Annotated in this window: 24 protein-coding genes; 18 read left to right on the plus strand and 6 right to left on the minus strand. The window is 68.3% G+C overall.

The window, feature by feature from the left end; translation table 11 throughout:
- The first annotated feature begins 5 nt into the window (after nt 1–5).
- Nucleotides 6–1508 (plus strand): tripartite tricarboxylate transporter permease, encoded by a 1503-nt coding sequence (locus tag AC1DK4_RS11680; protein ID WP_441613163.1) that lies wholly within the window; start codon nt 6–8, stop codon nt 1506–1508.
- Between the two features lie 108 nt (nt 1509–1616).
- On the opposite strand, the gene AC1DK4_RS11685 is transcribed toward AC1DK4_RS11680, so the two are convergent.
- Nucleotides 1617–2501: a LysR substrate-binding domain-containing protein gene (locus tag AC1DK4_RS11685; protein ID WP_441613164.1), complete on the minus strand. Its 885-nt coding sequence runs from the start codon at nt 2499–2501 to the stop codon at nt 1617–1619.
- A gap of 193 nt (nt 2502–2694) precedes the next feature.
- Here AC1DK4_RS11685 and AC1DK4_RS11690 point away from each other — a divergent pair, with 193 nt between their 5' ends.
- The 5 genes from AC1DK4_RS11690 (at nt 2695) to AC1DK4_RS11710 (ending at nt 7807) form a co-directional block, all read left to right on the plus strand.
- Nucleotides 2695–3672: a Bug family tripartite tricarboxylate transporter substrate binding protein gene (locus tag AC1DK4_RS11690; protein WP_441613165.1), complete on the plus strand. Its 978-nt coding sequence runs from the start codon at nt 2695–2697 to the stop codon at nt 3670–3672.
- 69 nt (nt 3673–3741) lie between these two features.
- The gene (ggt, locus tag AC1DK4_RS11695) at nt 3742–5367 is read left to right on the plus strand and encodes a gamma-glutamyltransferase (protein WP_441613166.1); all 1626 of its coding nucleotides are present in this window, start codon (nt 3742–3744) and stop codon (nt 5365–5367) included.
- A gap of 198 nt (nt 5368–5565) precedes the next feature.
- Nucleotides 5566–6426 (plus strand): PhzF family phenazine biosynthesis protein, encoded by an 861-nt coding sequence (locus tag AC1DK4_RS11700; RefSeq protein WP_441613167.1) that lies wholly within the window; start codon nt 5566–5568, stop codon nt 6424–6426.
- Nucleotides 6427–6548: 122 nt separating this feature from the next.
- Nucleotides 6549–7166, plus strand: coding sequence for a pyridoxamine 5'-phosphate oxidase family protein (locus tag AC1DK4_RS11705; protein WP_477131541.1), 618 nt, complete (start codon nt 6549–6551; stop codon nt 7164–7166).
- Nucleotides 7167–7189: 23 nt separating this feature from the next.
- The gene (locus tag AC1DK4_RS11710; protein WP_477131542.1) at nt 7190–7807 is read left to right on the plus strand and encodes an FMN-binding negative transcriptional regulator; all 618 of its coding nucleotides are present in this window, start codon (nt 7190–7192) and stop codon (nt 7805–7807) included.
- 55 nt (nt 7808–7862) lie between these two features.
- Here the strand turns inward: AC1DK4_RS11710 and AC1DK4_RS11715 are convergent, their stop codons facing one another.
- Nucleotides 7863–9302 carry a CoA transferase gene (locus AC1DK4_RS11715; RefSeq protein ID WP_441643189.1) on the minus strand — a complete coding sequence of 480 codons (1440 nt, stop codon included), beginning with the start codon at nt 9300–9302 and terminating at the stop codon, nt 7863–7865.
- 225 nt (nt 9303–9527) lie between these two features.
- On the opposite strand from AC1DK4_RS11715, the gene AC1DK4_RS11720 reads away from it, so the two are divergent.
- From AC1DK4_RS11720 to AC1DK4_RS11750, 7 genes are all read left to right on the plus strand, one after another.
- Nucleotides 9528–11303, plus strand: a complete 1776-nt coding sequence (locus AC1DK4_RS11720; RefSeq protein WP_441613171.1) for a glutamine--tRNA ligase/YqeY domain fusion protein — start codon at nt 9528–9530, stop codon at nt 11301–11303.
- Nucleotides 11304–11305: 2 nt separating this feature from the next.
- Nucleotides 11306–11524, plus strand: coding sequence for an RNA-binding S4 domain-containing protein (locus AC1DK4_RS11725; protein WP_441613323.1), 219 nt, complete (start codon nt 11306–11308; stop codon nt 11522–11524).
- Nucleotides 11525–11627: 103 nt separating this feature from the next.
- Nucleotides 11628–12011, plus strand: a complete 384-nt coding sequence (locus tag AC1DK4_RS11730) for an MAPEG family protein (RefSeq protein WP_441613172.1) — start codon at nt 11628–11630, stop codon at nt 12009–12011.
- Between the two features lie 12 nt (nt 12012–12023).
- Nucleotides 12024–12626, plus strand: a complete 603-nt coding sequence (locus AC1DK4_RS11735; protein ID WP_441613173.1) for a YceI family protein — start codon at nt 12024–12026, stop codon at nt 12624–12626.
- 176 nt (nt 12627–12802) lie between these two features.
- Nucleotides 12803–13114 carry a hypothetical protein gene (locus tag AC1DK4_RS11740; protein ID WP_441613175.1) on the plus strand — a complete coding sequence of 104 codons (312 nt, stop codon included), beginning with the start codon at nt 12803–12805 and terminating at the stop codon, nt 13112–13114.
- 174 nt (nt 13115–13288) lie between these two features.
- On the plus strand, nt 13289–13837 hold the full coding sequence (locus AC1DK4_RS11745; RefSeq protein WP_441613176.1) for a YaeQ family protein: 549 nt from the start codon (nt 13289–13291) through the stop codon (nt 13835–13837).
- A gap of 109 nt (nt 13838–13946) precedes the next feature.
- On the plus strand, nt 13947–14294 hold the full coding sequence (locus AC1DK4_RS11750) for an FKBP-type peptidyl-prolyl cis-trans isomerase (RefSeq protein ID WP_020204589.1): 348 nt from the start codon (nt 13947–13949) through the stop codon (nt 14292–14294).
- Between the two features lie 76 nt (nt 14295–14370).
- Here AC1DK4_RS11750 and AC1DK4_RS11755 read toward each other — a convergent pair whose 3' ends face one another.
- Nucleotides 14371–14691 (minus strand): hypothetical protein, encoded by a 321-nt coding sequence (locus AC1DK4_RS11755; protein ID WP_441613177.1) that lies wholly within the window; start codon nt 14689–14691, stop codon nt 14371–14373.
- A gap of 208 nt (nt 14692–14899) precedes the next feature.
- Here AC1DK4_RS11755 and AC1DK4_RS11760 point away from each other — a divergent pair, with 208 nt between their 5' ends.
- The gene (locus AC1DK4_RS11760; protein ID WP_441613178.1) at nt 14900–15604 is read left to right on the plus strand and encodes a gamma-glutamylcyclotransferase; all 705 of its coding nucleotides are present in this window, start codon (nt 14900–14902) and stop codon (nt 15602–15604) included.
- 16 nt (nt 15605–15620) lie between these two features.
- Nucleotides 15621–16430, plus strand: coding sequence for an ankyrin repeat domain-containing protein (locus tag AC1DK4_RS11765; RefSeq protein WP_441613179.1), 810 nt, complete (start codon nt 15621–15623; stop codon nt 16428–16430).
- A gap of 42 nt (nt 16431–16472) precedes the next feature.
- Here the strand turns inward: AC1DK4_RS11765 and AC1DK4_RS11770 are convergent, their stop codons facing one another.
- Nucleotides 16473–18170 carry a long-chain fatty acid--CoA ligase gene (locus AC1DK4_RS11770; protein WP_441613180.1) on the minus strand — a complete coding sequence of 566 codons (1698 nt, stop codon included), beginning with the start codon at nt 18168–18170 and terminating at the stop codon, nt 16473–16475.
- 207 nt (nt 18171–18377) lie between these two features.
- On the opposite strand from AC1DK4_RS11770, the gene trxA reads away from it, so the two are divergent.
- A complete protein-coding gene (gene trxA, locus AC1DK4_RS11775) occupies nt 18378–19223 on the plus strand; it encodes a thioredoxin (RefSeq protein WP_441613181.1) in 846 nt (281 codons plus the stop codon).
- A gap of 38 nt (nt 19224–19261) precedes the next feature.
- Nucleotides 19262–19645: a cupin domain-containing protein gene (locus tag AC1DK4_RS11780; RefSeq protein WP_441613182.1), complete on the plus strand. Its 384-nt coding sequence runs from the start codon at nt 19262–19264 to the stop codon at nt 19643–19645.
- 15 nt (nt 19646–19660) lie between these two features.
- On the opposite strand, the gene AC1DK4_RS11785 is transcribed toward AC1DK4_RS11780, so the two are convergent.
- Nucleotides 19661–20125, minus strand: coding sequence for a bacteriohemerythrin (locus AC1DK4_RS11785; protein ID WP_441613183.1), 465 nt, complete (start codon nt 20123–20125; stop codon nt 19661–19663).
- A 170-nt stretch (nt 20126–20295) separates the two neighbouring features.
- Between AC1DK4_RS11785 and AC1DK4_RS11790 the strand changes: the two genes are divergently transcribed.
- Nucleotides 20296–20874, plus strand: coding sequence for a P-loop nucleotide/nucleoside kinase family protein (locus tag AC1DK4_RS11790; protein ID WP_441613184.1), 579 nt, complete (start codon nt 20296–20298; stop codon nt 20872–20874).
- 18 nt (nt 20875–20892) lie between these two features.
- Here AC1DK4_RS11790 and tcdA read toward each other — a convergent pair whose 3' ends face one another.
- The gene (gene tcdA / locus AC1DK4_RS11795) at nt 20893–21786 is read right to left on the minus strand and encodes a tRNA cyclic N6-threonylcarbamoyladenosine(37) synthase TcdA (protein WP_441613185.1); all 894 of its coding nucleotides are present in this window, start codon (nt 21784–21786) and stop codon (nt 20893–20895) included.
- Nucleotides 21787–21957 lie beyond the last annotated feature (171 nt).

The raw sequence follows: 21957 nt of genomic DNA on the forward strand, positions 1-21957 counted from the left end.
GCCATATGGAACTACTCGCCAACCTGGGGCTGGGCTTCTCTACCGCCCTGACCCTGCAAAACCTCGCATACGCCTTCCTGGGCTGCGTGCTGGGTACCCTGATCGGCGTGCTGCCGGGCCTGGGGCCTCTGGCCACCATCGCCATGCTGCTGCCGGTGACCTACACGCTGCCGCCGGTGGCCGCGCTGATCATGCTGGCCGGTATTTACTACGGCGCGCAATATGGTGGCTCCACCACCGCCATCCTGGTCAACCTGCCGGGTGAATCGTCGTCGGTGGTGACTACCATCGATGGCTACCAGATGGCCAGGCGAGGACGAGCGGGGGTGGCGTTAGCCACCGCCGGCCTGGGCTCGTTCTTCGCCGGCTGCGTGGCAACCCTGATCCTGGCTGCGTTCGCCGCGCCGCTGTCGGAACTGGCATTCAAGTTCGGCCCGGCCGAATACTTCTCGCTGATGGTGCTGGGCCTGATCGGCGCCGTGGTGCTGGCTTCGGGTTCGCTGGTCAAGGCCATCGCCATGATCGTGCTGGGCCTGCTGCTGGGCCTGGTCGGCACCGACGTGAACTCGGGCGCCGCGCGCTTTTCCTTCGACGTGCCTGAACTGACCGACGGACTGAACTTCGTCTCGGTGGCCATGGGTGTGTTCGGCTTCGCGGAAATCATCGCGAACCTSGAACAGAAGGATGCCCGCGAAACCTTCACGGACCACATCACCAACCTGTTCCCGACCAAGGCCGACTTCAAGCGCATGATTCCCGCCGTGTTGCGCGGTACTGCGCTCGGCTCTCTGCTGGGCATCCTGCCGGGCGGCGGTGCGGCACTGGCGTCGTTCGCGGCCTACTCGCTGGAGAAGAAGACCTCCAAGTATTCCCACGAATTCGGCAAGGGCGCCATCGAAGGCGTGGCCGGTCCGGAATCGGCCAACAACGCCGCGGCGCAAACCTCCTTCATCCCGCTGCTGACGCTGGGCATTCCGCCCAACGCCGTGATGGCGCTGATGGTGGGCGCGATGACCATCCACAACATCCAGCCGGGTCCGCAGGTCATGACCAGCAACCCCGCGCTGTTCTGGGGCCTGATCGCCTCGATGTGGATCGGCAACTTCATGCTGATCATCCTGAACCTGCCGCTGATCGGGATCTGGGTGAAGCTGCTCAAGGTGCCTTACCGCTACCTGTACCCGGCCATCCTGACCTTCTGCTGCATCGGCGTGTACTCGGTCCAGAACACCACGTTCGACGTGTTCCAGACCGCTGCCTTCGGCGTGATCGGCTACCTGTTCATCAAGCTGAAGTGCGAGCCGGCGCCGCTGCTGCTGGGCTTCGTGCTGGGACCGATGATGGAAGAGAACTTCCGCCGTTCCCTGCTGCTGTCGCGTGGCGAGTTCAGCGTGTTCCTGACCCGCCCCCTTTCGCTCGGCCTGCTGATCGCCGCTGCCGTGCTGGTGCTGATCGTGGCGCTGCCGTCGATCAAGAACAAGCGCGAAGAAGCGTTCCAGGAAGAATAAGCAGGACAACAAGCAACAACAGCAAGACCATCGAAGGGCGCCGCGAGGCGCCCTTTTTTCGTTTCCCGCCCGCCTGTCCGTGGGCCGCGGGAATCGGCGTCCCGCGCCTCAGGCCCCGAACAGCCCGGCGCACGCCTCGCGCACGGCCGCCGTGATATGCCGGCGCGCATGATCGCGCCGCTCCAGCATGCCGATGGTGCGCAGCACGGGCGCGCCGCCCACCGCCAGCGGCAGGATGCGCAAGGCGTCGTCGTCCAGCCAGCGCGCGCGCTGCAGCAGCGGCACCACGGTGACGCCGACCTCCTGGCGCACCAGCTCGACCAGCGCCTCGATCGAATTCAGCTCGAGGAACTCGTTGACGCGCAGGTGGGCGCGGCGCAACGCGCGCTCCACCAGCATGCCGGTGCGCTGGCCGCGGTCGAAGCGCAGGAACGGGTTGGCGGCCAGCGCCTCGCGGGCCGTCGCGCCAGGGCTGCTGAGCCCGGCGATGGCCACCAGCGGTTCGCGGTAGAGCGGCGTCCACACCAGGGTGCCGGGCAGGCGGCCGGCGCCTTCGACCAGCATGGCGGCGTCCAGCTCGCCGGCTTCCACCTGGGCGGCCAGCTCGAGGGACTTGGCGCCGACCAGGCGCACGTCCAGCGCAGGGTATTCGCGCTTCATGCGTGCCACCACGTGCGACAGGCCGCCCATCACCGAGACCACGGCGCCCACGGCCACCGCGCCGGCCATGGCGTCGGGCGCCTCGGGCGGCAGGCGCATCTCGTCGTACAGCGCCAGCATGCGGCGCGCCTGCGGCAGCAGTTCGCGTCCGCCTGCGTTGAGCGCCACTACCCTGCCGCCGCGGTCGAACAGTTCGCGGCGCAGCTCCATCTCCAGCGCACGCATCTGCAGGCTGACCGCGGCCTGGGTCAGCGACACCTGCTCGGCGGCGGCGACAAAGGAGCCGTGGTCGGCCACGGCGACGAAGGTACGGAGGAAGCGGATGGTGCTCATGAAATCGGCGCCATAAAAGCGCCCTTTAATCCACTAAATAACTTAAGAAAATATTGAGACACACAAAAGAAATATTAGCTTTCATTACGATGTAGCGCACGGAATAATGATGCAAAGCATCATCGAATCGCGTGCGGCGGCCAGCCCTGGGGCAGTTGCCGCCTGCCCCTGCCTTCCAGTTCCGGAGAACACCATGAAACACTGGCTGCGCCTGCTCGGCACGAGCCTCGCCACCGGCCTCGCACTGAGCGCGGTGCCGGCTCTCGCCGACACCTACCCGAACAAGCCGATCCGCCTGATCGTGCCGTTCCCGGCCAGCGGCGCCACCGACCTGCTGGCACGCGCCATCGCCCAGAAAGTGGGCACCAGCATGGGCCAGCAGATCGTGGTGGACAACCGGCCCGGCGCGGGCGGCGCGATCGGCTCCGACATGGCGGCCAAGGCGCCGGCGGACGGCTACACGCTGCTGATCGCCACCACCAGCACGCACTCGATCGGGCCGTATATCAACACCCGCCTGCCCTACAACACCGAAACCGACTTCACGCCGATCGGCCAGGTGGCCATCGCCACCAATGTGCTGGTGGTGCCGAACAGCCTGCCGGTGAAGAACGTCAAGGAACTGATCGACTACGCCAAGAAGCATCCCGGCGAGCTGAACTACGCTTCGAGCGGCAACGGCACGGTGGTGCACCTGACGGCCGAGGCCTTCAAGGCGCAGGCCGGCGTGTTCATCACGCACATTCCCTACCGCGGCACCGCGCTGGCCGTGCCCGACCTGATCTCCAACAAGGTGCAGGTCCTGTTCGACAGCATCGTCTCGGGCCTGCCGCACGTGAAGGACGGCAAGCTCAAGGCGCTGGCCGTGACCAGCCTGAAGCGCTCGCCGCTGGCGCCGGAGATCCCCACGGCCAGCGAGTCCGGCCTTCCGGGCTTCGAATCCGACACATGGTTCGGCATCTATGGCCCGAAGGGCATGCCGGCCGACCTGGTGAACCGCCTCAACGCCGAGTTCAACAAGGCGATCCAGTCGCCTGACGTCAAGGAGCGCCTGGGCAAGCTGGGCGCCGAGCCGGTCGGCGGCACGCCGGCGCAGTTCGCCGCGATGGTCAAGAAGGACAGCGCGCGCTGGGGTAAGCTCATCAAGGATCGCAAGATCACCGTCGAATAAGAGGTCGGTTCAAGCCACCTCCGTGGCGGCGCCGCAGGCGCGCCGCCCGCGCAAGCAACCGAGACAAGCATGCAGAATTTCAACTGGACCAACCCCTACCCCTCCGTGCGGATCCCGCTGTTCGCGCGCAACGTGGTGTCCACTTCGCATCCGCTGGCGGCGCAGGCCGGCCTGCGCATGCTGCTCAAGGGCGGCAACGCGGTGGATGCGGCCATCGCCGCGGCGGCGGCCATCACCATCGTCGAGCCGGTCTCGTGCGGCCTGGGCAGCGACGCTTTCGCCATTCTCTGGGACGGCAAGGAACTGCACGGCCTGAACGCGTCCGGCGTGGCGCCGGCGGCCTGGAGCCCCGAATATTTCAAGAACAAGTACGGCACGGACGCCAACGGCATCGCCAACCGCCCGGTGCGCGGCTGGGACGCCGTCACCGTGCCCGGCGTGATCGCCGGCTGGGCCGCGCTGCACGAGCGCTTCGGCAAGCTGCCGTTCGCCGACCTGATGGAGCCTGCCATCGAGATCGCCGAGCGCGGCTATGCGGTGCCGCCGGTGGTGGCGCACAAGTGGGCCGCGGCCGTGCCTGAACTGAAGGACCAGCCCGGCTACGCCGACACCTTCATGCCCAACGGCCGCGCGCCCAACGTGGGCGAGAAGTTCACGCTCAAGGCCGCCGCCGAGACGCTGCGCAAGATCGGCGCCACCAACGGCCGGGCCTACTACGAAGGCGAGATCGCCGAGCGCATCGCCGCCTTCAGCAAGGAATGCGGCGGCGCCATGACCGCCGCCGACCTGCGCGACTACAAGCCGGACTGGGTCAAGCCGATCAGCAAGTCCTATCGCGGCTATGAGATGCACGAGATCCCGCCCAACGGCCAGGGCATCGCCGCGCTGATGGCGCTCGGCATCCTCGACCAGTTCGACGTGGGCTCGCTGCCGGTGGATTCGGTGGAGTCGCAGCATCTGCAGATCGAAGCGATGAAGCTGGCCTTCGCCGACCTCTATCGCTACGTGGCCGATCCGCGCAGCATGGAAGTCACGCCCGAGCAGATGCTGGACGACGCCTACCTGAAGTCGCGCGCCAAGCTGATCGACATGCAGCGCGCCACGCATTTCGACTTCGGCATGCCCAAGGTGGGCGGCACCATCTACCTGACCGCCGCCGACGAGAACGGCATGATGATTTCCTTCATCCAGTCGAACTACATGGGCTTCGGCTCCGGCGTGGTGGTGCCCGGCACCGGCATCAGCCTGCAGAACCGCGGCGTGGGCTTCTCGATGGACCCGAAGTCCGCCAACGTGGTGGCAGGCGGCAAGCGTCCCTTCCACACCATCATCCCGGCCTTCCTGACCAAGGGCGGCCAGCCGGTGATGAGCTTCGGCGTGATGGGCGGCGACATGCAGCCGCAGGGCCATCTGCAGACCGTGGTGCGCATGGTGGACTACAACCAGCAGCCGCAGGCCGCATGCTGCGCGCCGCGCTGGAAGGTCAACCGAGACTTCACCCTGGACGTTGAATCCACCATGGATCCTGCCGTGGTGGCCGCCCTCAAGGCGCGCGGCCACCAGCTCAAGTCGGTCGACGACCCCTACATGGACTTTGGCTCCGGCCAGTTCATCTGGCGTATGTCCGACGACGCCGAACACGGCTACGTAGCCGCCAGCGATAGCCGGCGCGATGGGCAGGCAGTCGGTTTCTGAATCGGTTTCTGAGTCCCCGCAAGCAGTACTGGGAGGGCGCCCCCGGCAACGGGGGCGCCTTTTTTCTTGGCGGGCCGGCGCGCGACTGTCCGCAACTGGCCTGCCCGGCGTCGGCATGACTGTGCATGGCGTACGCGCGCCGGCACCTTAGACTGTGATGTCCGCCATCCATGGCCCGGCGCATTCCCCGGGAACAGCATGACCACCTACGCCTACCGCCTGCTCAACGTGTTCGCCGAATCGACCTTCGGCGGCAATCCGCTATGCGTGTTCGAAGACGCGCGCGGGCTCGACGACGCCACCATGCAAGCGCTGGCGCTGCAGTTCAACCTGTCGGAAACCACCTTCATCCTGCCGTCGGAGCGGGCTGCCGCCCAGGTGCGCATCTTCACCACCGGCTACGAGATGCGCTTCGCCGGCCATCCCACGCTCGGCACCGCCCACGTGGTGCGCGAACTGGCCGCCGCCGGCGATGCCTTCTCGCTCGAATTCAAGGCGGGAGTGGTGCCGGTCACCGCGCAGGGCGACATCTGGACCTTCACCGCGCCGCACGCGGGCGCGCCGCGTACCGCGCCGGCCGGCCTGCCGGACGCGCAGATGGCTGGCCTGCTCGGCCTGACCGCAGCGGACCTGCTGGCGCCGCCGATGTGGGTCGATACCGGCGCCGACCAGTTGCTGGTGCCGCTGCGCAGCGTGGACGCCGTGCGCCGCGCCCAGCCCGACGGCAGCCGGCTCGAAGCATGGCCGCAGAGCAGCCTGGGCCGCAAGACCGCTTATGTGTTCGCCTTCGATCCCGCGCAGCCCGGCCAGGTCGAGGCGCGCTACTTCTTCACCAAGCAGGGCGGCGGCGTGGCGGAGGACCCGGGCACCGGCTCGGCCTGCGCCAACCTGGGCGGCTGGATCGTCGCCAGCGGCCGCGACCTGCCCGCCACCTGCCGCATTGCCCAGGGCGAGGCCGTGGGCCGTCCGTGCGCGCTGCACCTGGAGGTCACGGCCGACAAGGCCATCCGCGTGGGCGGGCGCGTGATCGAGCTGGGCCGCGGCACAGTCACGCTGTAGCGCCGGGCACGCGGCGCGATTGCGGTACAGTGAGGCACTGTCCCGCAATCGTCCCGCAGCGTCTCGGGAAACCAAAAGAAACAAGCGTAGCGATGCCCCGGCCGCCGCGCATGCTCCTCGCCATGAACCCATACGCCATCACCACGCTGGCCGAGCTGGAAGCGCGCTACGCCGACGCCGCCGAAGCTTCGCTCGCCAAGGAAGTCAGCTACCTGCACCCGCTCTACCGCGCCTTCATCGAAGCCGCCCCGCTAYGCCTGCTCTCTACCGTTGGCAGCAGGCATGCCGAATGCTCGCCGCGCGGCGACGCGCCCGGCTTCGTGCAGGTGCTGGACGAACGCACCCTGTTGCTGCCCGACCGCCGCGGCAACAACCGCATCGACAGCCTGCGCAATATCGTGGCCGATCCGCGCGTGGGACTATTGTTCGTCATTCCCGGCGTCAACGAGACCATTCGCGTGGCGGGCACCGCCACCATCTCGGTGGACCCCGCGCTCATCGCGCGCTGCGTGGTCGATGGCAAGGCGCCGGCGACGGTGCTGGTGATCGCGATCGAATCGGTGTTCTTCCAGTGCGCCCGCGCGCTGGTGCGCTCGAAACTGTGGGCCCCGCAAAGCCAGGTGGCGCGCGCCAGCCTGCCGAGCAACGGCACCATCCTCGCCACCCTGAGCCACCACACCATCGACGGCACCGCCTACGACGAGACCCAGCCCGCACGGCTGCAACAAACCCTGTATTGATCCCGCCCGATCACCACGCGCCCATGTACACGCCATCCCACTTTGCCAGCACCGAAGCCGACGCCATCGACGACGTCTTGCGCGGCTACCCGTTTGCCACCCTGGTCGGCAACGATGCCGACGGCATCCCGTTCGCCACCCACTTGYCGGTGGTTGCCGAACGCGCCGGCGACAGCTGGCAGGTCGAAGGCCATATGGCGCGCGCCAACCCGCACTGGCGCTGGCTCGAACAGAACCCGCGCGCGCTGCTGGTGTTCCAGGGGCCGCACGGCTACGTATCGCCCGCGTTGTACGAGCAGAAACTGTCGGTGCCGACCTGGAACTACGTCGCCGTGCACGTCTACGCGGACATCGCCACCATCCATGACGCCACGGAGAAGGACGCACTGCTCAAGCGCCTCATTGCCCGCAACGAGCCCGCTTACGCCGCGCAGTGGCGCGCGCTGCCGGAAGACTTCCAGCAGAAGATGCTGGGCGCGATCGTGGGCCTGCGCATCGTGCCGACACGCATCGAAGCCAAGTTCAAGCTGAGCCAGAACCGCCCTGCCGCGGACCGCGAACGCATCCTCGCCGCCCAGCAGGAAGGCAGCCCCCTCGAACGCGACATGGCGCAATGGATGGCGCGCATGACTGGCGCATGACTGGCGCATGACCGGCGCCTGACCCCGGCCGGGCAAGCCCGGGAACGCGCGCCACTCAGGCGCGCGGCAGCCACTCCGGCGCGTGCGAACCCAGCGGCACTGACGGCAGCGCCCAGCGCGCGGGCGTCTCGGACAGACGCCCGGCATGCGATACCACGGTCAGCTCGCCAAACCCCGATGGCAGGGTCTCGAGCAGGTCCGCCACATCCGCGTATTGCTGGTCCGGCTGGCGCAGTCCGCCATCGACACGGCCCAGGCTGCGCAGCCACTGCCCGGTCTGCGCCAGCGACACGCGCACATGCCAGCTGCCGCCCTCGGTGGCGCGGCGGTAAAGCCCGGCCATGGCTCCCAGTGCCAGCAGGTAGCCCGCCGCGTGGTCCAGCACCTGCGCCGGCAAGGGCCGCGGCTCTTCGCTGCCGGCCGCCAGTGCCTCGGCATGGTTGAAACCGGTGGCGGCCTGCACCAGCGAATCGAAGCCACGCTTGCCTGCCCACGGCCCCACATGCCCGTAGGCGCTCAAGCTCACATAGACGATGCCGGGGCGCGCCCGCGCCGCCGCTTCCGGCCCCACCCCCAGTTCGGCCAGGCCCTGCGGACGGTAGCCCTGGATCAATACATCGGCGCCATGCAGCAGCTTGTGCAGGGCCCGCTTGTCGTCGGGGTCGCGCAGATCGAGCTGGCAGGAACGCTTGCCRCGCCCGGTATCGATCACCAGCGGCGCGATGAAAGGCAGGTGGGCAGCCGTGACGAGCAGCACGTCGGCACCATGGGCGGCCAGGGTGCGCCCCGCCACCGGCCCGGCGATGATGCGCGTGAAGTCGAGCACGCGCACGCCGGAAAGCGGACGCGCGCCGGCGCCCGGCAGCGCCGGCAAAGGCTGCGGCGGCGCGTCGCCGATACGCTCGAGCGTCAGCGGCGGCAGGCCGCGCAGGGCCTGCGCCTGCGGATGCCGGTCCCATTCGTCGAAGCCGCGCAAGGCGGCCACCACCAGGCCCGCTTCCGAGGCGGCGGTCTCGAAGGCCTCGGGCTCCCATTTGCGCAGGGCGGCGTCCACCGCGGCGGGATCGGGGCCGCAGCCGAGCAGGCGCAGCACGCCGTCCCGGTGGTGCGGGAAATTGGCGTGCAGGCGTACCCAGCCGCCGTCGCCGCAGCGGCAGAGGCGCGTCAGGGGGTCGCGGAATTCCGGCGCAGGCGCGCCGTCCACCCGCAGGTAGCGTTCACTGCGGAACTCGGCCAGCGCATGGCGCATATCGACGGCAACCTGCTGGCGACCGCCGCCGCGCAATTCCCACAGGGCCGCCGCGGCAAGCGCCGCGCTGCCCAGGCTGGCCTGCGCGGCCGTGCCCACGGCAAAGGACGAGGGCAGGCCGGGATCGGCGCCGCCGAGCCGCGCGTGGCCTGGCGCGGCGGCAGGCAGCCCGGCGGCCTGCCAGAGCCCGGCCAGGGCTTCGTGCGGGGTCGGGCGGGCGGCTGGAGTGACGGTCGAGGCAGGCATGGCGAATGGACTCCGGGAAGCGGATGCGTTGACTCCATGCTAGGACGCGCCAGCCGTTTTGGCGTCTTTTCAGGCCGGCGCGGCGAGTTTGCACGACGCCGGGCGCAGGCACGGTAAAATCACGCGATCCGGCATTCCGCCATGCAATCGAGCAGCGCGGCAGGCTGCGCGCCGCATTCCGGTGCGCAGCCTGCGCCTGCTGACGTAACCGCCTCCGGCGCAACCATGAGCCACGACCCCAAAGCCAACGACAGCACCCCCGCCGCATCCAATTTCCTGCGCAGCATCATCGACCAGGATCTCAACGCCGGTACCTATGCCGGCCGCCAGGATACGCAGGGCCAGGCGTTGCCCACCGTCATCACCCGCTTCCCGCCGGAACCCAATGGTTACCTGCATATCGGCCACGCCAAGAGCATCTGCGTGAACTTCGGCCTGGCGCGCGACTACGCCGGCCGCTGCCACCTGCGCTTCGACGACACCAACCCGGTCAAGGAAGACACCGAATACGTCGATTCCATCATCGACTCGGTGCACTGGCTCGGCTTCAGCTGGGACACCACGGACAAGGACGGCGCCCGCCAGCCGCACCTGTACTACGCCAGCGACTACTTCGACCAGCTCTACGCCTTCGCCGAAAAGCTGATAGAGCGCGGCGTGGCCTACGTGGACAGCCAGAGCGCCGAGCAGATCGCCGCCAACCGCGGCGACTTCTCGCGCCCGGGCACGCCTTCGCCGTTCCGCGATCGCAGCGTGGCGGAGAACCTGCAGATGTTCCGCGACATGCGCGACGACAAGTACGCCGACGGCGAGCACGTGCTGCGCGCCAAGATCGACATGAACGCGCCCAATATCGTGATGCGCGACCCGGTGATCTACCGTATCCGCCATGCCCATCACCACCGCACGGGCGACAAGTGGTGCATCTACCCGATGTACGACTTCACGCATTGCATCTCGGACGCGATCGAGAACATCACCCACTCGCTGTGCACGCTGGAGTTCGAGAACAACCGCCCGCTGTACGACTGGGTGCTCGCCCAGTTGCGCGATTGCGGCGTGTTCAGCGAGCCGCTGCCGCACCAGTACGAGTTCGCGCGCCTGAACCTGACCTACGCCATCACCAGCAAGCGCCGCCTGCTGCAACTGGTCAACGAGAACCGCGTGGAAGGCTGGGACGACCCGCGCATGCCGACCATCGTGGGCATGCGCCGGCGCGGCTTCACCCCGGAATCGATACAGTTGTTCTGCGAACGCATCGGCGTGGCCAAGTCCGATAGCTGGATCGACATGAGCACGCTCGAAGGCGCCGTGCGCGACGACCTCGACGCGCGCGCCGCGCGCAGCGTGGGCGTGCTGGACCCGGTCAAGCTGATCCTCGACAACTACCCCGAAGGCCAGAGCGAGGAATGCTCGGCCCCGGTGCACCCGAAGAAGCCCGAACTGGGCCGCCGCGTGTTCCCGCTGTCGCGCGAATTGTGGATCGAGCGCGACGACTTCAGCGAAGCGCCCCCCAAGGGCTACTTCCGCCTGTTCGCGCCGAAGGACGGCAACCCCGGCAGCAAGGTGCGCCTGCGCTACGGCTACGTGATCGAATGCACGGGCGTGGACCGCGACGCGGACGGCAAGGTGATCGCCGTGCACGCCAGCTACCTGCCGGACACCAAGAGCGGCACGCCGGGCGCGGACAGCGTCAAGGTCAAGGGCAACATCCACTGGGTCAGCGCGCCGCATGCGTCCGAGGCCGAGGTGCGCCTGTACGACCGCCTGTTCAACGACCCCAACCCGGACGCCGGCGGCAAGAATTTCCTCGACGCGCTGAACCCGGACTCCAGGAAAGTGGTCACAGCCTATCTGGAGCCGGGCCTGGAGCAGGCTGCCGCCGACGACCGCTTCCAGTTCGAGCGCCATGGCTACTTCGTGGCCGACCGTGTCGATTCGAAGCCGGGCAAGCCGGTCTTCAACCGTATCGTCGGCCTCAAGGACAGCTGGGGCAAATGACCATGCAGACCATCACCTTTTCGCTCGAAGGCGAGCATATCGCCCTCAACGACCTCCTCAAGGTGGCTGGCGTCTGCGACAGCGGCGGCGCCGGCAAGGCCCTGGTGGCGGCCGGTGAAGTCTCGGTCGACGGCGCGGTGGAATCGCGCAAGACCGCCAAGATCCGCGCTGGCCAGGTGGTCAGCGTGGCAGGCGTGAAGATCCGCGTGGTGGCCGCTTGAGGCTGGCCGCGCTGGCAGCGCGCCCGGGCGCCGCGACGGCAACCGGGTGCGATTTCCGCGAACGGGCAGGCCGGCAGGCAGATACGGAAACAGGGAAACAGCGATGCCGATAGCGTTCTGGTGTGTACTGCTGGCAGGCATCCTGCCCGTCGTGACGGTGGCCATCGCCAAGGCCGGCGGCGCCGGCTTCGACAACCACGACCCGCGCGGCTGGCTGGAAGGGCAGGCCGGACGCGCGCGCCGTGCCGACATGGCGCACCGCAATCACTTCGAAGCCTTTCCCTTCTTTGCCGCGGCCGTGCTGTCGGCAAGCTTCCTGCATGCGCCGGCGGCGCGCATCGACGAACTGGCGCTGGTCTTCATCGCCGCGCGCATTTTCTACACCGTGTGCTACCTGGCGGACCGCCCCACCTTGCGCACCCTGTGCTGGACCGTGGGCTTCCTGTCGGTGATCGGCATGTTCCTGCTGCCCGTGTTCGTCCACTAGAGCCCTGCCGCCATGCGCAAGACGCCGGTCCTGGTACGCACGCTGTGGCTGCTGGCCGCGGCGTTGCCCTGCGCGGCGCAGGGCGCCCCCGCCGACTATGCGGTGGACCCCACGCACACGGCGGTCTACTTTGCCGCCAGCCACTTCGAGCGCACCTCCGTGCGCGGGCGCTTCGGCAAGATCGATGGCCGCATCCGCTATGACGAGGCCACCGGCAGCGGCGGCATCGATTTCACGGCGGATGCCGATACGGTCGACACCGGCAACCGCACGCTCGACGGCGTCCTGCGTTCGGCACAGTTCCTCGATGCGCAGGCCTTCCCGGTCGTGCGGCTGCGCGCCGACCGTTTCATACGCGAAGGCGAGCGGCTGGTCGCGGTGGAAGGCGAACTGACGCTGCACGGCGTCACCCGGCCGCTGCGACTGGAGGCCGAGCGCTTCAGTTGCGGCGAGATCTCGCTGTTCGGCATCAAGCGCCACGTGTGCGGCGGCGACTTCCGGGCGGTGCTGTCGCGCAGCGCGTTCGGCATGACGCGCTTCCTGCCCGATGTGGGCGACACCGTGACGCTCACCCTCTCCGTCGAAGCCACGCCGGACAAGCCGGCGGGCGAGTGACAGCCGCGCCACCCGGCCGGCGTCCTTCCTCATGGCGGCGCTCGCGCTGCCGCCACATGTTGCCCAGCAGGCGCCTGACCGGCGATTTTCTTCTGTAGAATCAGCGGTTTGCATATTTTGGCCGGCCCCGTTTCCTTTGGCTTCCCGGCCGCCGCCTGACACGGGACGACAACAGGATGACGATGATTCACATCGGGGATGTAGTGGCGGCTTCGCTGGCCGCGGCGGGCGCCTGCCTGATCTGCAGCATTCCCTTGGGCTTCCTGCGCCGCTTCCCGGCGTGGGCGCTGCAAACGTACGGCCGCCGGGCCCTGATGGTGCCGGCGCTGAGCTTGCCGGTGGCGAGCTGGCTGGCCGGGCTGGCCATGTTCGGGCAGGTCGACAGTGCGGCCGGCCACGCCATGGTGGTCGCGGCGGCCTTCCTGTGCCTGGTGCTGGGCTCGGCGCTGCTGCGGTTCTACCTGAGCGAGTACCGCAAGGCGCGCTGAGCGTATCGCCGCGCCCGCATCCGCGGGCTGACGCCGGGGCGCCCGGGCGATGCCGCCCGCCGCCCTGCGTGGCGCAGCCGCGAGCGCGCCGCCGGATTCACGTATCATGCGGCCTTTCGCATCTCGCCGACGCCATGTGCGGCGGCGCTTCACAGCGGTTCACAGCGTTTCCCAATGGCTCTCAAATCCACCATCTACAAGGCCGAGCTTTCCGTGTCCGACATGGACCGGCCCTACTACGGCAGCCACGCCCTGACCATCGCCAAGCACCCGTCGGAGAACGACGCGCGCATGATGGTGCGGCTGCTGGCCTTTGCCTGCGAGGCCAGCGAATCGCTCACCTTCACCCGCGGCCTGGACGAGCCCGACGAGCCGGACCTGTGGGAAAAGACCCTGACCGACGAGATCGCGCACTGGATCGAGCTGGGCCAGCCCGACGAATCCCGCCTCAAGCGCGCCTCCGCGCGCGCCGGGCGCGTGACCGTGTTCACCTACAATGGTGCGAGCGCGCGCGAATGGTGGAAGGGCATGTCCGGCAAGGTCGGCAAGCTGCGCAACGTGACCATCTACAATGTGCCGGCCGATGCGGTCGATGCCCTGGCCGCGCTGGCCCAGCGCGCCATGCGCTTGTCGGTGACGATCCAGGACAGCGAGATCTGGGTCAGCGACGACGACCACAACGTGCGCATCACGCTCGACATCCTGCAGCGCGCCGCGGGCTGACCCCCGGCGCCGCCGCGGTTGCGCAGTACCCGTTTGCCCGGAACGGCCAGCCATGCGCTGGCCGTTCCGGTACCGTGACCCTCCCTGATACAGCATAAGGAAGCCAATCATGAACACCACTCCCTCCGGCCTGCAATACGAAGACACCGTCACCGGCGAAGGCGCCGAAGCCACCGCGGGCAAGCATGTCACGGTGCACTACACCGGCTGGCTTTACGACAACGGCCAGGCTGGCCGCAAGTTTGATTCGAGCAAGGACCGCAACGACCCGTTCGTGTTCCCGCTGGGTGCAGGCCACGTCATTCGCGGCTGGGACGAGGGCGTCCAGGGCATGAAGGTGGGCGGGACTCGCCGCCTGGTGATCCCGGCCGAGCTGGGCTACGGCGCGCGCGGCGCGGGCGGCGTGATCCCGCCGAACGCCACGCTGCTGTTCGAAGTGGAACTGCTGGCAGTCTGAGCCTCCGGGTCGCGGACCCGGCCATGCAAGAAGGGACGCCCGCGGGCGTCCCTTTTGCCTTCTGGCGCCCCCGGCGTCAGAAACTGATCGCGGCGTTGCCGACGTCGACCCGCACCTTGTCGCGGTCCAGCAGCCGCGCGGCGTGGCGCGCATAGTCCTGGGCCCACGCGGCATCGCCGGCAAAGCGCTGCTCGCCCGAGAACTTGGCCACGTTCAGGATCTTGTCGATCACCAGCACCTTGCCCACCGGACTCGAAGCCTGGCAATCGAGTTCGGCGTATTCGCGGTCGAACCAGCGCCAGCCGGCCTCTTCGCTGACGGCCGCCAGTTCGGCGTCGCCAATGGTGAAACCGAATTCCTTGCCGGTGCCGAAGGCCACCGTGAGCGTGCGCGCCATAGCCTGATCTCCTGGTTGATGCGGTATTGTAAGGACATGTCTGCCGCCGCCGCCACCTCGTACGGTCAACTCGGCGCGATTTTCGCTGCGCCTGCCATACCGGCAACCGTTGTCTGCCGCACACACAGGGACAGTCGTTTCAGAGATTTCTGCTTGCCATGTGGTTTCGGTGCCGCCTGAAACGCAGCTTTGGATTATGCTTGCAAGCATGGCCATCACCCGACAAGATCTCGAAACGGATCGGCTTCGTGCTTCTCTTTGCAGCACGCCGGTGGCTTCCTCCCTACTCCCGGAAGAAGCGTTCGAAGGCTCCCTGCGCGCCACGCTGGACCAGCGGCCGGACACACCAGGGCTGGCCGGCGATGTCTGGGTGTTCGGCTACGGCTCCCTGATCTGGAACCCCATGGTGGTGCACACGGCGCGTCAGCTGGCCACCGTGCATGGCTACCACCGCGGYTTCTACCTGTATTCGCGCATCAACCGCGGCACCTGGGACGATCCCGGCCTGGTGCTGGCCCTGGACCGCGGTGGTTGCTGCCACGGCATGGTGTTCCGCATCCCCCACGACATGATCGAGCAGGAATTCCGCCTGCTGTGGCGCCGCGAGATGCTCACCGGCGCCTACCATCCGCGCTGGCTCAAGGTGAAGCTGGCCGGCAGCAAGCCGCAGCCGGCGCTGGCCTTCGTCATGAACCGTACCCACGAAGCCTATGCCGGGCGCCTGCCCGACGAGCGGGTGGTGGCGTGCCTGCGCCACGCCTGCGGCCTCTATGGCCCGGCGCGCGAATACCTGCAGCAGACCTTGCTCGGCCTCGCCACGAACGGGGTCGACGATCCTTACCTGGGCCGCCTGTGGCGCCAGCTCCAGGACACCGACGCCGCCTGCGAGCGCGCCACCAGCGAAGCCGCCTGACCCGGAAAGCAGCCTGATGCCACGCCCTGCCGCCCGCTCCCGCCGAATGGTACTCGCCGAAGTGCTGGGGCTGACCGGGCTGCTGATGGGCGGGGCGCTGCTGGCCAGCCCGGGCGGTTCGAGCCTGGCGGCCCGCCCGGGCGGAAGCAGCCCGGCCCAGACCTCGCCGCGCCCGCACGGGCAGGGCGCCACCGCCGCCACCGGCGCTACCAGTGCCCACGAAAACGTTGGCGCCCTCGACCGCAACCTGATCGCTGCCGCCACGCAAGGCGATCTCGAGCTGGTCAAGCGCCTGCTGGCGGCCGGCGCTTCCGCCCAGGCCACCGACGAACGCGGCCGCGGCGCCTTGCTGGTAGCCGTGTACAGCCGCCACACCGAGGTGGCCAAGACGCTGGTGGCGGCCGGCGCCGACGTCAACCGCAAGGACATCGACTCAAACAGCCCCTTCCTGCTGGCCGCGTCCACGGGGCAGCTCGAAGTGGTGCAACTGGCGATTACGCACGGAGCAGACCTCAACAGCACGGACATCAGCAACAGCACGGCGCTGATCGTCGCCTGCGCGCATGGCAATACCGAGGTGGTGAAGGTGCTGCTGAAGGCGGGCGTGGCGGTCGACCACGTCAACCGGCAGGGCTGGACCGCCCTGCTGGAGACCATCGTCATGGGCGACGGCAGCGCGCGCTACGAGGATACGGTGCAGTTGCTGCTCGATGCCGGCGCGGACGCCAACCTGGCGGACCGCGACGGTACCAGCCCGACGCGGCACGCGCGCGAACGCAGCTACAAGACCATGGTGAAGATGCTGATGCGCGCGCGCGGGCACTAAGCCCGGCGCACGGCGCGCCGGGCGCTGTCAGGCAGCAGCCGGTTAGGCGCTGCGCGCGTTCTCGCTTTCCTGCAGCTGGCGCCACATCACCTTGCCGGTGCCCGATTTGGGCAGCGCATCGACGAACTCCACCACGCGCGGATACTTGTAGGCCGCCATGTTTTCCTTGGCCCACTCGATGATGTCCTCGGGCGTGGTCTTGCCCTTGGCATCGGCCTTGAGCACGACCACCGCCTTCACGGTTTCGCCGCGGTACGGGTCGCGCGAGCCGATGATGCAGGCCTCCTGCACGGCCGGATGCTTGTAGAGCAGGTTCTCCACCTCGGCCGGCCACACCTTGAAGCCGGACGCGTTGATCATGCGCTTGAGGCGGTCGGTCAGGAAGTAATAGCCCTCCTCGTCCATGCGGCCCAGGTCGCCGGTGCGGAAGAAGGTCTTGCCGTCGAACTCGATGAAGGCGTCACGCGTGGCGTCCGGCTTGCCCCAGTAGCCCTTGAACACCTGCGGGCCGCACACGATGATCTCGCCGACTTCATTGGGCGGCAGCTCGGCCAGCGTGACCGGGTCGATCACGCGCGCGTCGGTATTCAGGGTGGGCACGCCCAGGCATTGCAGCTTGGGGCGGTCGACCGGGTTGCTGTGGGTCGGCGCCATCGTTTCCGACAGGCCATAGCCCTCGACATAGTTCAGGCCGAACTGCTGCTGCAGGCGCTCCGCCACTGCCTGCGGCATGGCCGCGCCACCGCCGCCGATGTAGCGCAGGCTCGACAGGTCGAACTGGGCCAGGTTCGGGCTGCCGAGGAAGTCGATCACCATGGTCGGGATATTGGTCCAGTGGGTGACCTGGTAGCGCGAGATCAGGCGGCCGGCGACTTCGCGGTCCCAGCGCGGCAGCATCACCACCGTGGCGCCGCTGTAGATCGGGCCGTTCATGCCGTATTGCATGCCGGTGACGTGGAACATCGGCAGTACCGACAGGATCGTCGATTCCGCGCCGCTGCCGCTCCAGATGCCGCCGCCGATCACGTTGTGCATGACCGAGCGGTGGGTGTGGATGCAGCCCTTGGGGAAACCGGTGGTGCCCGAGGTGTAGGGCATCACTGCCACGTCGTCGGGACCGGCGGTATGTTCGGACGGCACCAGTTTCAGGGCGAGCGCCTCGGCCCACGGCGTGGCGCCGGCCGGCAGCGGATGCTGGGCGGTGAGCCAGGCGGCGGGCGCATCTTCCGGGTGTTCGTAGCTGGCAGGCAGCGCGTCGCTGTATTGCGTGACCAGCATATGCTGCAGGCGCTGCCCGGCCGGCAGCTCGGCGTTGGCCTGTTCGGCACCGGCCGCCAGGTCGGCGCTGCAGATCGCCACGCGGGCCTGGGCGTCGCTGATGTAGTGCTTGAATTCCTCGGTGCGGTTCATCGGGTTGACCGGCACCACCACGGCGTCGGCGCGCAGGATGGCGTAGTAGCCGACGATGAACTGGGGGCAGTTCTGCATATAGAGCAGCACCCGGTCGCCCTTCTTCACGCCCGCCTTCTGCTGCAGCCAGCCGGCCATGGCGCTGGCCTGCGCCTCGAGCTGGCTGAAGCTGATGGCGTTGCCGAAATAGCGGATGGCCGCCTTGTCGGCATAGCGGTGCGCGGACACCACCAGGTTGTACCAGAGCGAGGTTTCCGGCAGCACGATCTCGGTGGGTACCCGCTTGGGCCAGAACTTGAAATGCGGGCGCGCGGACTGGTGGGTTGGCATAAATGTCTCCTATGCGGTCTGCTGGACCTGATCTTGAAATGCGAATCAAGCAATATAACCGAACGACCGTTCTATTTTCAATCCATCGCTTACCCTTGTCTACCCGTCGCCCGGCCGGGCGTGGTTGCAAACGGCGCCGTCCGCCCCAATCTAGCTTAGGTCTGCCCCCCGGCACGCGCCGGGCCCACCTTCTACCGAGAGCAAGCCATGAGCGACGTAACCCTGCAGAATTTCGAGGCCGACGTGATCGAGACGTCGCATCACATCCCGGTGCTGGTGGATTTCTGGGCGCCCTGGTGCGGTCCGTGCAAGACGCTGGGCCCGATGCTGGAAAAGCTGGAAGCCGAGGCCGGCGGCAAGTGGCGGCTGGCCAAGGTGAATGTCGACGAGAACCAGGACCTGGCGGGGCACTTCGGCGTGCGCAGCATCCCGCACGTGGTTGCGTTCGCGGACGGCCAGGCGGTAGACCAGTTCACCGGCGTGCTGCCGGAGTCCGGCCTGCGCGAGTTCCTGGCCCGCGTGATGCCCAATCCTGGCCAGACCGCCTTGCGCGCGGCGCGCGATGCCATCGGCGCCGGTGATCATGAAGCCGCCCGGGAGGCTTTCCAGGCCGCGCTGGCTTTCGATCCCGGCTTCGACGCGGCCCGGCTCGAATACATCGGCTTCCTGCTCGACATGGACGCGCTGGACCAGGCCGAGTCCGAGTTCGGCATGCTGTCGCCCAGCGCACCCCAGGCGGAAGGCTTCGCCGCGCTGCGTACTCGCCTCGAGGCCATGCGCGGCGTGTCCGAACTGCCCGACACCGCCACGCTGACGGCGCGCATCGCCGCGGCGCCCGGCGACCTGCGTTCGCGCCTGGACCTCGCCCGCGCGCTCATCGCGCACCGGCAATACGAGGCCGCGCTGGAGCAATTGCTGGCGATCGTGCGGGCCGACCGCAGCTTCGAGGAAGATGTCGGGCGCGTCACCATGATCTCGGTATTCGACCTGATGAGCGACCAGCCCGAGGCGGTTTCGCGCTGGCGCCGGCAGCTGGCTTCCGCGCTGAATTAAACTGGCGGGCCTGTCATACCTTCTTGCCCGCTGCTGCCGTGACCGCTTCCCTGCCCCGCCTGGCCGATTTCCGCACCGACCCGACTCCCAGCCACGACCGTCCGCGCCCGGACCGGCTGGTGTCGGGCAATCCCGAGCGCACCACGTGGACGCACTACAGCGCCGGCCGGGGCGACTTCGACTGCGGGGTGTGGGCGTGCGAGCCGGGTGCGTGGCGCATTGCCTTCCCGGCAGGCAAGGAAGAGTTCTTCCAGATCATCAGCGGACGCATCCGCATCAGCGACGATGCCGGCAACGCCCGCGAATTCGGGCCCGGCGATGCGTGCGTGATCCCGGCGGGCTTTACCGGGCTGTTCGAGGTGATTGAAGCCGTGCGCAAGCACTTCGTCGTGCTCGACCGCGCGGCCGCCGGCGCAGGCTGAAGCCCGCCAGCGTATTCAGGCAGCCTGCCCGGCAGGTGCCTCGATCAGGCTGAAGCCGTTTTCGCGCATGTGGCTGACCATCATCGCGTCCATCGACTTCACATGCTGGTCGAACCAGCCGGGCAGCTCCGACACCAGCCGCCGGCCCAGCGCCACGTCGCCTTCCGCGACCTTGGCCCGCACCGCGTCGGCCACCGCCAGCACTTGCTGGTGCTCGCCGCGATGACAGTGCTGCGGGCCGAAGGCCATGGCTTCCATCCACGCTTCTTCCTGGCCGAAATGATGACGCGAGTGGTCGATCCACTCGTCCAGCGCGGCCAGGAAGCCGGTGTCTTCGGCACGCGCGGCGGCGTCCAGCAATTGCACGAACTCTTCATGGGTGGCGTCGGTCACCGGCTCGCCGAGCAACAACTCGGGCGCGAGGGTGGCGCGGCTCGGCGCGAGGGCATCCGCAATGGCATCCGTAGGGGAATCGGTCATGTCTGGGGAGAAGAAAGTGGGCAGGCTCGCCGGCATGCATGGCGCCGGGTGCCGGCATAAGGCCAGAGGATACCGAATCCGCGGTTCGCCGGCCTGATCCAGGACAAGACGGCGCGCGGGTTATGCTGGAGCCTGGCTTTCCATCGCGCCAGGCCCAGGCCTGCCCCCATATGCCCCGACTGCTCTTCTTCTGCGGCCACGCCGGCACCGGCAAGACCACCCTGGCCCACCGCCTGATCGGCCCGCTCATGCAGGCCACCGGCGAACCGTTCTGCCTGCTCGACAAGGACACCCTGTACGGCGGCTACAGCGCCGCGGCGATGGGCGCGCTGACCGGCGACCCGAACGACCGCGACAGCCCCACCTACCTCAAGCACCTGCGCGATGCCGAGTACCACGGCCTGCTCGACACCGCGCGCGAGAATCTTGCGCTGGGCATCAGCGTGATCGTGGTGGGCCCGCTTTCGCGCGAGGTACGCGACCATCTGCTGCACGACCCGGCGTGGCTGCGCGTGCCGCCCGGCACCGAGGTACGCACCCTGTGGGTGCACCTGCCGGAAGACGAAGCCCATGCCCGCATCATCCGGCGCGGCAACCCCAACGATGCCTACAAGCTGACGCACTGGGACGACTACCGCGCCCGGCGCTTCATGCCGGCACCGCAGGCGCATCCCGAACTGAGCTACTTCGACAACTCCGCCCCGGACGAAGCCGACCTGGCCGCGTTGCTGGCCGAGCTGGCGGCCTAGCTCCCGCGCCCCGGCGCTTCACTCCGGCGCCGTCAGCGCCCCCAGCACGCTGGCGGCCGCCACCATGCCGAACACGGCGGTCACCGCCACCGAGGAACCGAAGCCGGCGCAGGCCAGCCCCTGCGGGCCGGCGGGCGGTGCTGCCGGCACGGCCGCGGCCGGAGCCTCATCGATCTCGCAGGCCTGCTGCTCGGGTTCGGGATAGCGCAGCGGTTCGTCCGAGTACACTGCGTCGATGCCGAACTTCCGCTTGGGGTTGCGCGGCCAGCCCCAGTCCTTGCGCAGGCTGGAGCGCACCTTGGCCAGCAGCGGGTCCTGGACGGTGCGCGAGAAGTCGACGACGCGGATGCGGGTCGGATCGAGCTGGCCGCCGGCGCCGCCGCAGGTGATGATGCGCCGGCCTTCGCGCCGCGCCCAGCCCAGCATGGCGATCTTGACCTTGACCGAGTCGATCGCGTCGATGATGTAGTCGTGCCCGCCAAGCAGCTCCGCCACGTTGTCGACGGTGACGAAATCGTCCACCTCGGTCACGCGGCAGCGCGGGTTGATCTGCACCATGCGCTCGGCCATGGCCTGGACCTTGGCGCGGCCGTAGTCGTCGCCCAGCGCGTGGATCTGGCGGTTGGTATTGGACAGCGCGATATGGTCGAGGTCGATCAGCGTGACGCGGCCCACGGCATTGCGCGCCAGCGCCTCTGCCGCCCAGCTGCCCACGCCGCCGATGCCGACCACGCAAACGCTCGCCGCCTCCAGGCGCGCCAGGCCGTCGGCGCCGTACAGGCGCGCCACGCCGCCGAAGCGGCGGTGGTAGTCGTCGTCGGCCGGGCTCTCGTGCGTCAGCGCCGGCGGCAGTTGCGCCAGTGCCGGGGAGGTGGACGTTTCCGGGGCTGTTTCCGGGACGAGATTGCTCATATCTTGGCTCGAGACTTGCTGGTAAGAGAGAAAAGAGGCTGCCGTGGAAGCACGGCAAGGCACGCGGCAACCACGCGAAAGCCACGCGAGAAGCAAAATGCCCGTCACATCACACTGTCAGCCAAGCGCCGACAGGAGAACGGGGCGCGCAACTATACAATACCTACAGCA

The sequence above is a fragment of the Cupriavidus sp. 05N38 genome (assembly GCF_056397345.1).

What these genes read in the sequence shown, in the direction of transcription:
- AC1DK4_RS11765 (WP_441613179.1), top strand. Translation starts at nt 15,621, where the DNA reads ATGCCACGCCCTGCCGCCCGCTCCCGCCGAATGGTACTCGCCGAAGTG.
- AC1DK4_RS11725 (WP_441613323.1), top strand. Translation starts at nt 11,306, where the DNA reads ATGCAGACCATCACCTTTTCGCTCGAAGGCGAGCATATCGCCCTCAAC.
- AC1DK4_RS11730 (WP_441613172.1), top strand. Translation starts at nt 11,628, where the DNA reads ATGCCGATAGCGTTCTGGTGTGTACTGCTGGCAGGCATCCTGCCCGTC.
- AC1DK4_RS11770 (WP_441613180.1), bottom strand. Translation starts at nt 18,170, where the DNA reads ATGCCAACCCACCAGTCCGCGCGCCCGCATTTCAAGTTCTGGCCCAAG.
- trxA (WP_441613181.1), top strand. Translation starts at nt 18,378, where the DNA reads ATGAGCGACGTAACCCTGCAGAATTTCGAGGCCGACGTGATCGAGACG.
- AC1DK4_RS11690 (WP_441613165.1), top strand. Translation starts at nt 2,695, where the DNA reads ATGAAACACTGGCTGCGCCTGCTCGGCACGAGCCTCGCCACCGGCCTC.
- AC1DK4_RS11700 (WP_441613167.1), top strand. Translation starts at nt 5,566, where the DNA reads ATGACCACCTACGCCTACCGCCTGCTCAACGTGTTCGCCGAATCGACC.
- AC1DK4_RS11720 (WP_441613171.1), top strand. Translation starts at nt 9,528, where the DNA reads ATGAGCCACGACCCCAAAGCCAACGACAGCACCCCCGCCGCATCCAAT.
- AC1DK4_RS11740 (WP_441613175.1), top strand. Translation starts at nt 12,803, where the DNA reads ATGACGATGATTCACATCGGGGATGTAGTGGCGGCTTCGCTGGCCGCG.
- ggt (WP_441613166.1), top strand. Translation starts at nt 3,742, where the DNA reads ATGCAGAATTTCAACTGGACCAACCCCTACCCCTCCGTGCGGATCCCG.
- tcdA (WP_441613185.1), bottom strand. Translation starts at nt 21,786, where the DNA reads ATGAGCAATCTCGTCCCGGAAACAGCCCCGGAAACGTCCACCTCCCCG.
- AC1DK4_RS11685 (WP_441613164.1), bottom strand. Translation starts at nt 2,501, where the DNA reads ATGAGCACCATCCGCTTCCTCCGTACCTTCGTCGCCGTGGCCGACCAC.
- AC1DK4_RS11790 (WP_441613184.1), top strand. Translation starts at nt 20,296, where the DNA reads ATGCCCCGACTGCTCTTCTTCTGCGGCCACGCCGGCACCGGCAAGACC.
- AC1DK4_RS11745 (WP_441613176.1), top strand. Translation starts at nt 13,289, where the DNA reads ATGGCTCTCAAATCCACCATCTACAAGGCCGAGCTTTCCGTGTCCGAC.
- AC1DK4_RS11735 (WP_441613173.1), top strand. Translation starts at nt 12,024, where the DNA reads ATGCGCAAGACGCCGGTCCTGGTACGCACGCTGTGGCTGCTGGCCGCG.
- AC1DK4_RS11750 (WP_020204589.1), top strand. Translation starts at nt 13,947, where the DNA reads ATGAACACCACTCCCTCCGGCCTGCAATACGAAGACACCGTCACCGGC.
- AC1DK4_RS11755 (WP_441613177.1), bottom strand. Translation starts at nt 14,691, where the DNA reads ATGGCGCGCACGCTCACGGTGGCCTTCGGCACCGGCAAGGAATTCGGT.
- AC1DK4_RS11785 (WP_441613183.1), bottom strand. Translation starts at nt 20,125, where the DNA reads ATGACCGATTCCCCTACGGATGCCATTGCGGATGCCCTCGCGCCGAGC.